At 48.1% G+C, this 12,450-nt stretch carries 9 protein-coding genes and 1 other annotated feature; of the genes, 1 reads left to right on the plus strand and 8 read right to left on the minus strand.

Annotated elements, in window-relative coordinates:
• Nucleotides 1–74: 74 nt before the first annotated feature.
• The 3 genes from ACFFLE_RS04290 to ACFFLE_RS04300 form a co-directional block, all read right to left on the minus strand.
• Nucleotides 75–248, minus strand: coding sequence for a hypothetical protein (locus ACFFLE_RS04290; RefSeq protein WP_380569912.1), 174 nt, complete (start codon nucleotides 246–248; stop codon nucleotides 75–77).
• Between the two features lie 41 nt (nucleotides 249–289).
• Nucleotides 290–517, minus strand: a binding site (T-box leader).
• 77 nt (nucleotides 518–594) lie between these two features.
• Nucleotides 595–1,788: a MalY/PatB family protein gene (locus ACFFLE_RS04295; protein ID WP_380569913.1), complete on the minus strand. Its 1,194-nt coding sequence runs from the start codon at nucleotides 1,786–1,788 to the stop codon at nucleotides 595–597.
• Between the two features lie 321 nt (nucleotides 1,789–2,109).
• Nucleotides 2,110–2,709 (minus strand): TetR/AcrR family transcriptional regulator, encoded by a 600-nt coding sequence (locus ACFFLE_RS04300; RefSeq protein WP_380569914.1) that lies wholly within the window; start codon nucleotides 2,707–2,709, stop codon nucleotides 2,110–2,112.
• 133 nt (nucleotides 2,710–2,842) lie between these two features.
• Between ACFFLE_RS04300 and ACFFLE_RS04305 the strand changes: the two genes are divergently transcribed.
• Nucleotides 2,843–6,145 (plus strand): efflux RND transporter permease subunit, encoded by a 3,303-nt coding sequence (locus ACFFLE_RS04305; protein WP_380569915.1) that lies wholly within the window; start codon nucleotides 2,843–2,845, stop codon nucleotides 6,143–6,145.
• A gap of 54 nt (nucleotides 6,146–6,199) precedes the next feature.
• Here ACFFLE_RS04305 and ACFFLE_RS04310 read toward each other — a convergent pair whose 3' ends face one another.
• The 5 genes from ACFFLE_RS04310 to ygs all read right to left on the minus strand — a co-directional run bounded on the left by ACFFLE_RS04310 (nucleotide 6,200) and on the right by ygs (nucleotide 12,450).
• Complete coding sequence (locus tag ACFFLE_RS04310; RefSeq protein ID WP_380569916.1) at nucleotides 6,200–7,444, minus strand: Glu/Leu/Phe/Val family dehydrogenase; 1,245 nt, start codon at nucleotides 7,442–7,444, stop codon at nucleotides 6,200–6,202.
• A 194-nt stretch (nucleotides 7,445–7,638) separates the two neighbouring features.
• Nucleotides 7,639–8,883, minus strand: a complete 1,245-nt coding sequence (locus ACFFLE_RS04315) for a Glu/Leu/Phe/Val family dehydrogenase (protein ID WP_380569917.1) — start codon at nucleotides 8,881–8,883, stop codon at nucleotides 7,639–7,641.
• 82 nt (nucleotides 8,884–8,965) lie between these two features.
• Complete coding sequence (locus ACFFLE_RS04320) at nucleotides 8,966–10,159, minus strand: ornithine--oxo-acid transaminase (RefSeq protein WP_380569918.1); 1,194 nt, start codon at nucleotides 10,157–10,159, stop codon at nucleotides 8,966–8,968.
• Between the two features lie 79 nt (nucleotides 10,160–10,238).
• Nucleotides 10,239–11,780, minus strand: a complete 1,542-nt coding sequence (gene pruA, locus ACFFLE_RS04325; protein WP_380569919.1) for an L-glutamate gamma-semialdehyde dehydrogenase — start codon at nucleotides 11,778–11,780, stop codon at nucleotides 10,239–10,241.
• A 289-nt stretch (nucleotides 11,781–12,069) separates the two neighbouring features.
• Nucleotides 12,070–12,450 (minus strand): S1 domain-containing post-transcriptional regulator Ygs, encoded by a 381-nt coding sequence (ygs, locus tag ACFFLE_RS04330; RefSeq protein ID WP_344703191.1) that lies wholly within the window; start codon nucleotides 12,448–12,450, stop codon nucleotides 12,070–12,072.

Consider the following 12,450-nt stretch of genomic DNA (forward strand, 5'->3'; position numbering starts at 1 on the left):
AGTACTTCTGCCGTCATATTTTTCCCTCCTTGAAATAAAAAAACTCCATAGACCTATTGTCTATGGAGGACGATTCACCGCGGTGCCACCTCGCATTGGACGGACTCGCCGCCCCTGCTCTTGCCGCGTAACGTGCGGCGGACGGATGCATGCTGATCAGGCCCATTCATCGACGTTGCACGGACCGGTTTCCAGCTCCCCCGGTTCTCTGTACCATGCAATACGCCACTACTTGTTCTGATATACATCTTCTTCAATTTTTAAATACAAAAAGCTCCCCTGTCACTGTAAAAAGGACGGGGAGCCGTGGTGCCACCTTTATTGATCGGCTAAGCCGATCCGCTCAAGATGCAGCATAATGCCGCATCGTCCATGTAACGTTGGAAATACGCCGGGGATTTAATCGTCCACCGGTTGCACAGAAGTCCATTCACACTGCCATTGCACCGGTTCACACCACCCACCGGCTCTCTTTTGCAATTCGGCAATTGCTACTTGTCTTCATCAATCAAAGTGATTCATTTAATTGAAATTCATGTTACTACAATCAAATTATGATTGCAACCCTATTTCTGAATTATTTTATGGGTCCAATTATTTCTCCACATCTTTGAACTCATCTTTTATGCGGTTCATCGCTTCCTCCAGGACAGATCTCGGAGAAGGGACGCATATCCTCTGGAACCCTTCCCCCTCCTTGCCGAAATTACTGCCGTCCTGCAGCAGGACATTAGCCTTATTGTAGATGCGGTCATGCACTTCTTCATCCGATAGGCCATAGCCGCTGAAATCCATCCACAGCACATACGTGCCGGCAGGGTGTTCCACTTTAACGGTTGGCATTTCCTCTTTCAGGAAATTGATGACAAAATCTATATTGCCATCGATATATTCCCTCACCTGTTCCAGCCATTCATCTCCCTCATTATATGCTGCAATCAAAGCAGATACAGTGAATGGACTCGGCATGCTCGTCCCCTGCGCCTCCTTGAACTGCTGCCTCTTCGCCTCATCGGTGATGACGACATTGGTGCAGTGCAGGCCGGCCAGATTGAATGTCTTGTTTATCGCAGTCATGGAGATGATGTGATCTGTATGATCGGACACTTTCGCAATCGGCGTGAATGTTTCCCCGATGCGTATCAGATCTCCATGGATCTCGTCGGCGATGATGATGATGTCATTCTCCCGGCAGATTTCAGAGAGCCGCTTAAGATCTTCTGGACTGAATATGTTGCCCGTCGGGTTATGCGGACTGCATAGGATGAACATGCTGACCTCACTCTTTTTGGCCAAGGCTTCGAAACCATCGAAGTCGATATGGTAATGTCCCGCTTCATCCCTGATAAGCGCATTGTTCTCCACGACACGTCCATTGCCTTCAACAGCAGCAGTGAATGGTGGATAGACAGGCCGTTGTATGATGATTCCGTCCCCTGGTTCAGAATAGGCTTTGACGGCGACATTCAACGCATGGACCGTACCCGGGGCATAGATGATTTCTTCTTTGTCTATAGTCCAGTCATACCTATCTGAAAACCATTTCTGTATCGCTTCATAATAGGCATCCGGCGCCAGTGTATAGCCGAATATTTTATGGTCGACGGTCCTGTGCAACGCCTCGATGATCGGCTCTGCCACCTGAAAATCCATATCAGCTGTAAATAGCGGGATGGTATTTTCATCATAGTGGTCCGTGAGCCCCATTTCCTTGAGCAGTTCGCCACCGTCCCATTTAATGGCATATGTTTCCCTTCTGTTTACAGGTGTATCAAAATTATATTTCATCAAAATCGCTCCTTGTTGTAATTCTAGTAATTCTTTTATCACTCATCTTGTAATTATAACGCTTCAAAAGATCAGTTTGAAACAATTGAACTGAAACCCCACAGGCTTGTCACCTGAAGGGCAGGTTGAAATCAAACTGACTCGTCGACTGCCTTGATCAACTGATTTTCCGCATCACTCAGCATGCTCAGTTACTTTTCAACGAAGTAACCATCTATTCTACAGATTTGTCTGTTCATTTGGTATAATGGGAAATAATAGTTACCTCTACTTAGATTACAACTCTCTGTTGCTGTATCCTTCTATACTGAATGAAAGCACCTAACCGCTTTTTTTCGCTGCTCTGAACATCTCGGTTGTAATTCTCATCACACCTTCATTGAAGACACGTTCATATATCATGCCGAGCCTCTCTTCAGTGATGTCCTCTTCATTTTCGACCCAACGCTGACAAATGCCGATCATCCCAGATACCTGGTATTCAATGATGTATTCATAGTCTGATAGCTCCTGGATGCCGATATCGTCTGCAAAATCCAATATCACCCGCCTGAAGCGCGCCTTCAGTTCATACTGGAAGCCGGGGTCCCCCTCCGGCCCCAGCAATATGGCGATGCGCGCCCTGTTTTCCCTGATGCAATGGGAAACATCCTCGAACGACCCCTCAAGCGGAGCCTGATCATCACTGAGCATCTTCAGACGCTCGATGATGGTTTCCTCACTTGGGAGGAGCAATTTCTTCTCCGTCTCCAGCACTTCGTAGACGTCTGCAAAATAAGTGTAGAATGTGCCACGGTTGTATCCGGCGAGGTCCGTGATTTCCTTGACGGTAATCTTATCAAGAGGCTTCGAGACGTACAGGGTCCAGAATGCTTCAACGAAATTATGGCGGGTTTCTTCTTTACGACTTATTTTGGACATAATATTCCCTCCTTTCCAACACTCCACATTGGATTGTAGGTTGAATCATATATATAATTTAACTAATATTGTCATAGTACAACACGTTGTCGGGTTACAATATACATCTCATATTATACAGGAGTGAAGCCACTTGAAGCTAGCCGATTTTTCAATAAAAAGACCAAAATTCACCATCGTCATCATGATCATACTCATCCTCCTCGGAGCCGTTTCCCTGACCAGGCTGCCGCTGCAACTGCTGCCGAATGTCCAGCCGCCGATCGCTGCGGTGGCGACCAGCTACCAGGGGGCTGGACCTGAAGAAGTGATGAAGGATGTGACGAAGCCGCTCGAAGCAGAACTCTCCACAGTCAGCGGTTTAACCAATATATCCTCCCAATCCCAAGAAAGTTCCTCGGTGATCCTTCTTGAATTCGGATATGACATGACGATTGATGAAGTCGAAAATGAAATCGTCCGCACGATAGAAAACACAAGTCTGCCCGAGGAGGCAGGGGACCCATCCTTCCTCGAGTTCGACATCACGATGCTCCCGAGTCTGACGCTTGCCGTATCTTCCGAAAACAAATCAGTCAGTGAATTCCAGGATCAGGTCGAAGATCTCATCAATGAACTCGAAAACATCAATGGTGTGGCCTCGATCAGTGAGACTGGCAGCATCACAGAAGAAATTTCCGTGGCACTCGATACTGAGGCACTCGAAGAGTATCAGCTGAGCCAAAGCGATGTGGCCAACATCATTGAAGCCAATAACATCTCCATACCAAACGCCACAATCGTCGATGAAGAAGAAAAAGAATCCATCACAACCCGGACGGTAAGTGAGATCGACGGAGTGGAATCACTCGAGGAACTGGTCTTGGCGGATCTGCCCGAGGGTGCTGGCACGCTCACTCTCGATGATGTGGCAGATGTCGCCATAACGGAACAGGATGACGCTGTCATCAGCCGTCTGAACCACGAAGAAGCCATGCAGATTGAAATGAGCCTCGCGTCCGATGCAAACGCATCGACCGTCAATGGAGAATTCCAATCTGTCCTTGACGAGCAGCTAGACAAGGAAGAATTTGAGGATCTCACTGTTGAAACGCTATACGATGAAGGGGAATATATAGACCTCGCCATCAACAGTGTCTACCTATCATTGATAAGCGGTGCGATACTTGCGATGATCGTCCTTTTCGCATTCCTGCGCAACTTGAAATCACCACTCATAATCGGTATCGCCATACCGTTTTCCGTCATCACTACATTTGCCCTCTTGTTCTTTACGGACATCAGCATAAACTTGATGACGCTTGGTGGCCTGGCACTCGGCATCGGTATGCTCGTCGATAACGCCGTCGTCGTCATCGAAAATATATACCGCCATCTGTCGATGGGCAAAACACCGAAACAGGCGGCAAGTGTGGGGACGAAGGAAGTGGCGGGTGCCATCACCGCTTCTTCAATGACTACAGCAGCAGTCTTCCTGCCTGTTGTCTTCGTGAGCGGCCTGGTCGGCCAACTGTTCACGCCATTTGCTGTAGCCGTAGTATTCAGCTTGTTGGCTTCACTTTTTGTCGCCCTGACCGTGGTGCCTATGCTTGCCAGCCGCATTCTGGAAGCACCAGATGACAACGAAGAAGAGAAGCGACGGGACCGTCGTTATATGAAGGGGCTCAGGAAACTGTCGCACTGGACACTCACACATCGCCTGACTGTCCTTATATTGACCGCCCTGATTCTTATAGCCGGTGGCGTAGGCATCTATATTCAAGGCTTGGATCTCCTGCCTGAGAGCGATGAAGGGACGCTGACTGTTGAAGTGGAAATGCCGCAGGATGCGATCCTTTCCGAAACAGAAGCGACCATTGCCCGAATAGAAGAGAAATTTGAAGATTATCCGGAAATCGATACCTACATGAGCACCATCGGCTCCACCTCCACGATGAGCCCGGTCGACGAGAGCAATGTAGGCAACATCATGGCTACATTGGTTGGCCCGGGTGAACGTAGCGTCACGACCAATGAATTCATTGAAGATATCGAAAATGAAATTGAAGGTGTGGAACCCTCTGCTGAAATCAGCGTCAACCCGATGTCGCAGGCAGGCACAGGTTCCGACCCGAACACACTCGCGCTGAATATTGCAGATGAAGACCCTGAGAGGCTCGTCGAATCCGAAGAAATCATTATAAAGGCTTTGGAAGATGATGCAGATATAGACAACGTCACCTCAAGCCGCGAGGACATGACCCAGGAGCTCCAGGTGCGTGTAGACCGCGCAGCTGCCAGGGAAAATGACCTACAGCCTGCAGAGATAGGCTCAGCAATCTACGAGGCGACTAACGGAGTCCCGGCCTCCACTGTCGACGAAGGCTCCGAGTTCCTGACGATCAATGTCAAATATCCGGATGAGGTCACAAGCAGCGTCGAGGCCTTCAAGAATATCCAGATCGCCAATGGCCAAGGCGACTACGTCACAGTGGAAGATGTCGCTGAGCTGGAAGAAGCTGAGATGCTTTCGCTCATCAACCGCGATGACCAGAAAGAAACGACGGAACTTACTATTTCGTACAAACCTGAAATGAGCCTCAATGAGGCGGGCAGTCACGTTGAAAGCATCATTGAAGATACAGATTTCGCAGATGAAACGGAAACGTCGATCGGCGGTGACCTGGAAATGCTCAGTGACGCAATTCCTCAGCTGTTGCTTGCGATAACACTCGGCATCATATTCATCTATCTCGTGATGGTTGCCCAGTTCGAATCCTTCAAACACCCATTCGTAGTCATATTCTCATTGCCGCTCAGCATCATTGGGGTGATGTTCTCATTGATCATCACAAATAATCCACTGAGCGTCATCGCTGTAGTCGGCGTCATCCTGCTGCTTGGCATAGTGGTCAACAACGCCATACTGCTGGTCGACTACATCAATCAGCAGAAAGCCAAAGGCATGACTACGCTCGAAGCGATCGAAAAGAGTGTCCAGGACCGCTTCCGCCCGATAGTCATCACCGCGCTGACGACCGCACTCGGCATGTTGCCGCTTGCACTTGCCATTGGTGAAGGTGCAGAACTCATTGCACCGATGGGCATTGTAGTGATAGGTGGTCTGATCAGCAGTACGTTCCTGACGCTGTTCATCATTCCAATCATCTACAGCTACTTTGATTCTGAAACACGCAAGATGAATAAGAAGTACATGACACCGGATGGTGAAATCATCACCCAAAGAGAGATTGACGCGCAAAAACGTAAAGAAGAAGCTGCTTCACCAGAAGATGAATATGGCTATACTTCTGATGACGATGTTCCAGAATACGGCGATGAAGCGCCGAACGTCCAGGAAGATACCCCACCGCAGGATACTTCCGGAAACGATAGGGACTATATCAAAGAGATGGAGTCGCTCATCAACAGGATGAAAAATGACAGACGGAAATAAGCATACGAAAAAACGATTGCCTGTTTAGGGCAATCGTTTTTTTATTGATGATGTTCAGGCCCACCCCCTGAACCTTACTGCCTCTGATACACGCTTTATGCCTAACGTGTAGGCCGCGAGCCTCATATCCATCTGACGTGATTGGTGCAGCTTGTATATGGCTTCGAAAGCGGCTGTCATCTTACCTTCCAGCAGCTCTTTTATTTCTTCTTCTTCCCAATAGAAACCTTGCTTATTCTGAACCCACTCAAAATATGACACGGTCACACCGCCGGCTGAAGCTAGGACATCCGGAATGATCAGCACACCTTTTTCAGTCAATATTCGCGTTGCTCCCTCCGTAGTGGGGCCATTGGCCGCCTCACATATGATTTCCGCCTTAATATCCCAGGCATTGCTTTCAGTAATTTGATTTGCGATTGCTGCTGGAATGAGGACATCGCAGTCCACTTCGAGCAGTGCTTCATTTGTAATGGATTCTGCAGGTAGTTTTTCCGCCAGATTAACTTTCCCCCGGTTTCTCAGTACATAATCGATGTCTATCCCTTCAGGGTTATAGAGGGCGCCCGAAGATCTTGATATACCGATGATCTTTGCCCCCTTATCATGCAACATCTTTGATACGTAACCTCCCGCATTACCAAATCCCTGTATGACGATGCGTGCACCCTTCATGGATATACCCACTTTCTCCATGGCCTGCTCGACACACATCACCGCTCCCATTGCGGTCGCCGTTTCGCGTCCTTTCGACCCTCCGACTGCAAGTGGTTTGCCTGTGATGAATTCGAATGGATCATCAGAGTGCTTCACACTGTACTCATCCATCATCCACGCCATCGTCTGCGCATCGGTATAGACATCAGGAGCCGGAATGTCCTTTGTCGGCCCTGCAATCTGAGAGATTGCCCTGACATATCCACGCGAGATTTCTTCTTTTTCCCTACTGCTCATACTCCTCGGATCGCAGACTACCCCGCCTTTACCACCACCGTATGGTATATCGACAATTCCTGCCTTTAGTGTCATCCACATCGCAAGGGCAATGACTTCTTCTTCCGTGACATCAGGATGGAAACGGACGCCCCCTTTAGTTGGACCCGCGGCGTCATTATGTTGGGCACGGTATCCGGTGAACACTTTTACAGAACCGTCATCCATTTTTATGGGTATACACACTTTGAGCATCCTGAGCGGTGCTTTAATCAATTCGTACATTCCTTCATCGTATCCAAGATTATCCAATGCCTTATGGATGACTGATTGTGTTGATGTAATCAAGTTCGAGGTTTCTGTCATGATCAGTTCTCCTTTTTCTCTTTCACCCTATTTTATGGCAAACTGAGCTAGCCCCTAGCCACACATATTTCAAGTGAATATTCGAATATTCATAATAATACAAAAAATTAAGTAAATCAACATGTTTATGAATATCCATACAAAAGAGGCCGGACAGATAATCTGTCCGGCCTCTTCCTTTGTTCGCGCCTATTCTATGCCCAACCTCTGTAGCGCGCAGCCTCGGCTGTTCGTTTCAGACCTATGATATAAGCTGCAAGTCGCATATCGATATGGCGGTTTTCATGCAGGTCATAGATATCATTGAATGCTTTTTTAAGCTTGATTTCAAGCTTTTCATTGACTTCATCTTCATCCCAATAGTAGCCCTGGTTGTTTTGGACCCACTCAAAGTAGGAAACCGTAACACCACCGGCCGACGCCAATACATCAGGCACGATGAGCTTACCGTTATCAGTCAAGATTTTCGTCGCTTCTTTAGTGGTCGGGCCATTGGCCGCCTCACAGATGATCTCCGCTTTAATATCGTCTGCGTTGTCTTCTGTGATCTGGTTTGCGATCGCAGCAGGTATGATGACATCACAATCGATTTTGAAGAGATCTTTACCAGGCAATGCGTCATCGAACAGATTCGTCACTAGGCCAAAGCTGTCGCGTCTGTCGAGCAGATAATCGATGTCAAGGCCCTCCGGATCGTGCAACGCACCATTGGCATCCGACATGCCGACGATTTTAGCGCCCCTGTCAAACAGGATTTTTGAAAGGAAACTTCCAGCATTACCGAAGCCTTGGATGACTACGCGAAGATCTTTCATCTTCATGTCGCGTTTTTCCAAAGCCTGCTCAAGACAGATGATGACCCCCATCGCAGTCGCACGGTCACGACCTTGCGAACCACCGAGGACGATTGGCTTACCGGTGATGAAGCCAGGTGAGTTGAATTCGTCAATCATGCTGTATTCATCCATCATCCACGCCATGATCTGCGAGTTCGTGAATACATCAGGTGCCGGAATATCTTTTGTCGGCCCGACAATCTGAGAGATTGCACGGACGTAGCCACGGCTTAAACGCTCTACTTCCTGGATGCTCATCTCACGCGGATCACACACAATTCCGCCTTTACCGCCACCATAAGGTAGATCGACGATGCCTGATTTCAAGGTCATCCACATTGAAAGTGCCACGACTTCCTCTTCATTAACATCCGGGTGGAAGCGTATTCCGCCCTTAGTCGGTCCAACAGCATCGTTGTGCTGGGCACGGTAGCCGGTGAATACTTTAACTGAACCATCATCCATGCGCACCGGGATGCGCACTGTCAAAAGACGCATCGGCTCTTTGATCAGTTCATACATACCCTCATCAAAACCGAGTCTATCCAAAGCCTCATGGATGATCGCCTGTGTGGAAGTGATAAGATTTGATTTCTCTGACATTTTTATCCGCCTCTTTTTTTGGAACTGTTTTCATAATCATTGTATCACATTCGTTACTTTTTAAAAGCGTTATTTCCAAGTACTATTTTGCAAGCACTTTTTTGATTTGAACGATGGCCCAGTCGAGATCTTCCTGGGAGATGATCAGTGGAGGCGCAAAGCGGATGACTGTTTCGTGAGTTTCTTTGCAGAGCAGTCCGAGTTCTTTCAGTTCTTCGCAATATGGTCTTGCTGCTTCAGTCAGCTCGACACCGATGAAGAGTCCGCGACCGCGCACTTCCTTGATTACAGGGTTATCGATCTTTTCTAGTTCTGCTTTGAAATATTCACCGAGTTCACGTGATCTTTCAACGAGGTTTTCATCATTCATGACATCAAGCGCCGCTTCCGATACTGCACAAGCAAGCGGGTTTCCTCCGAATGTGGAGCCATGGGAACCTGGGTTGAACACACCAAGCACTTCTTCGTCAGCCAATACGCAGGAAATCGGGAAGACGCCGCCACCGAGTGCTTTACCGAGGATATATACATCCGCATCCACGTTGTCCCAATGTGTTGCAAAAAGCTTACCGGAACGGCCAAGGCCTGCCTGGATTTCATCTGCCACAAAAAGTATATTGTTTTCATCGCAGACTTCGCGTACCGCCTTCAGGAAACCTTCAGGTGGTATGTTGATACCCGCTTCACCTTGAATCGGCTCCAGCAGGATTGCTGCCGTGTTTTTGGTGATCGCTTCCTTGATCTGGTCGATATCGCCGAAGTCAACGAGTTTGATGCCGTCAAGCAGCGGACCGTAACCGCGACGGTACTCCGGTTCAGAAGAAAGCGATACTGCTGCCAATGTACGGCCATGGAAGTTCTGGTTCATGGCGATGATTTCCGCTTTATCATCTTCCACACCTTTTACATCATATGCCCACCGGCGTACTGCTTTGATTGCTGTTTCCACAGCTTCGGCACCCGTGTTCATCGGCAAAGCCATTTCCTTGTCAGCGAGCTTACATACTTTTTCATACCAAGGTCCGAGGCGATCTGAGTGGAACGCGCGGGAAGTGAGCGTCAACTTATCCGCCTGATCTTTTAGGGCCTTGATTATCTTAGGGTGCCTATGCCCCTGGTTGACTGCGGAGTATGCACTCAGCATGTCCAGATATTCATTGCCCTCAGGGTCCTTCACCCATACGCCTTCAGCTTCTGAGAGTACGATTGGCAGGGGGTTGTAGTTTGGTGCCCCGTATTGTTGTGTCTGCTTGATGATTTCCTGTGATCTAGTCATTCTATCTCCCTTTCTTAAAAAGGCGGGTAAGCGTCCCGCTCGCTTTTTGTAATCTTTATGATCATGCTGTCAAATTACATTATAACATTTCAGAAGTCGTTTTGCCTTGCATATGGAGCGTCAGGTAGTCCGGACCACCCGCTTTGGAATCCGTACCGGACATTTTGAACCCACCAAAAGGCTGGTAGCCGACGATGGCTGCAGTACATCCGCGATTGAAGTACAGGTTCCCTACGTGGAAATCTTCACGCGCCTGTTCGATGTGGTGGCGGTCCGTTGTGAATACCGCTCCTGTCAGGCCGTAGTCTGTTGCATTGGCATATTCGATGGCCTGCTCGAAATCCTTGGCTTTTGTGAATCCGACCACTGGACCGAATATTTCTTCCTGCATGATGACCGCATCATGCTTAAGGTTTGAGAAGACCGTTGGATGGACGAAATGTCCTGTTTCATTCTCAGTTTTGCCGCCGATCTCCAACTGCCCTTCTTGCTTACCAATCTCGATGTATTTCGAAATCTTTTCAAGGGAGGCATCATCGATGACTGGTCCAACATTGACATCTGTTTCCGGATTACCCACTTTCAGATCCTTCGTTTTGGCTACAACCTTCTCAAGGAGTTCATCATGTATATCTTCAAGAGCAACTACACGGGAGCAGGCGGAACATTTCTGCCCGCTGAAACCGAATGCAGAGTAGACGATTGCCTCTGCTGCCTCTTCAAGGTCCACGGCGGAATCGACGACTATCGTATCTTTACCGCCCATTTCTGCAATGACGCGCTTCAAGTGCGTCTGGCCCTTTTGGACGACGCCTGCCTTTTCGTAGATTTTCGTGCCTACCTCACGGGAACCCGTGAAGGAAATGAAACGCGTATCCTTATGTTCGACAAGGTAGTCCCCGATATCCTTCGATGATCCTGGGATGAAGTTCACGACGCCTTCAGGCATACCTGCTTCTTCCAGCACTTCAATGAACTTGTATGCCACTATCGGCGTTCTTGAAGATGGCTTGAGGAGCACTGTGTTGCCTGTCACCAGCGCAGCAGCTGTCGTGCCCGCCATGATTGCGAAGGCGAAGTTCCAAGGAGAGATGACAAGGCCGACACCAAGCGGAATATAATGGAATTGGTTGTACTCGCCAGGGCGTGATTCCACATGTTCGCCATCTTTTATCTTAAGATGATTGCGTCCGTAGTATTCCAGGAAGTCGATGGCTTCCGCTACATCCGCATCCGCTTCCTTCCAAGGTTTTCCTGCTTCTTTTATAAGCAGGGCTGTAAATTCATACTTGCGCCTGCGGACGATCGCCGCTGCTTTGAACAGGACGTCGGAACGGAACTCGAACGAATATTTCCTCCATGATTCGAACGTCTCCAGTGCGGTGTCCATCGCTTTTTGTGCATGCTCTTGATTGGCCTGGTACATATAGCCGATTGTCTCCGCTTTATCAGCAGGGTTGTAGGATTCTTTCTTGTCTTCGGTAGTGATGCGTTCCCCGCCGATGATCAACGGATAATCCTGACCGAGATAGTCTTTGACTGTAGCCAGACCTTCTTCCAGTTTTTTACGGTTTTCTTCTTTCGAGTAATCCATAAAAGGTTCATGCTTGTACGGTATCATCTAAAGATGCCTCCTTTAATATTAAATGCCTATCATAATAATGGACTTAAAGCAGGACTTTTTCAACCCTTTTAGAGCCTATTTTAAAAGCGCTTACACATAGCCTGCAAACGTATTCACCACCACGTATAAAAATACTCGGATAAGGTCCATTACAGCTTGGTGCTGTTGGCCCAACCAAAATATGGATGTAAAGGTTATACAGGTTAAAATGTAGGTTTCCACAAAAAAATGTCCGGGCCACTGCAGCAGAAGTTGCAGTGGCCCGGACATGCTTCTTCTAGGCCCTTCATTTGTCCTTCAAATGTCTTTTCGCCGTATCTATCCATTCCGGCATCTTTTGTCTAATGGACTCGAAGCCATATTCTTCCGTGTCCTTGATCTGATCCAGGACAGAACGTCTATCCCGTTTCCGCTCCTCGTTTTTGAAGTATTCATTTTCCTTCAATGTAAGGTTCAGCTTCCCATTCTTGTCCACGCTGAGCACTTTGGCCCTGACGATCTGGCCCTTGGATAAAAATTGGTTCACATCGTGTACATAATCATTCATCACTTCTGAAATATGGATGAGTCCTTCTTGATTATCAGGGGTTTTGACAAAAGCACCATATGGCTGGATACCAGTTACTTTGACTTTGATGAACTGGCCTTTCCGATATTTCTTTGCCAA

The organism is Salinicoccus siamensis (assembly GCF_042429615.1).
GTDB classification, from domain to species: Bacteria; Bacillota; Bacilli; order Staphylococcales; family Salinicoccaceae; genus Salinicoccus; species Salinicoccus siamensis.

Bases quoted from the DNA above. Each gene is read 5' to 3' on its own strand.
- ACFFLE_RS04320 (WP_380569918.1), bottom strand. From the start codon at position 10,159: ATGACTAGATCACAGGAAATCATCAAGCAGACACAACAATACGGGGCA.
- ACFFLE_RS04290 (WP_380569912.1), bottom strand. From the start codon at position 248: ATGTATATCAGAACAAGTAGTGGCGTATTGCATGGTACAGAGAACCGG.
- ACFFLE_RS04295 (WP_380569913.1), bottom strand. From the start codon at position 1,788: ATGAAATATAATTTTGATACACCTGTAAACAGAAGGGAAACATATGCC.
- pruA (WP_380569919.1), bottom strand. From the start codon at position 11,780: ATGATACCGTACAAGCATGAACCTTTTATGGATTACTCGAAAGAAGAA.
- ACFFLE_RS04300 (WP_380569914.1), bottom strand. From the start codon at position 2,709: ATGTCCAAAATAAGTCGTAAAGAAGAAACCCGCCATAATTTCGTTGAA.
- ACFFLE_RS04310 (WP_380569916.1), bottom strand. From the start codon at position 7,444: ATGACAGAAACCTCGAACTTGATTACATCAACACAATCAGTCATCCAT.
- ACFFLE_RS04315 (WP_380569917.1), bottom strand. From the start codon at position 8,883: ATGTCAGAGAAATCAAATCTTATCACTTCCACACAGGCGATCATCCAT.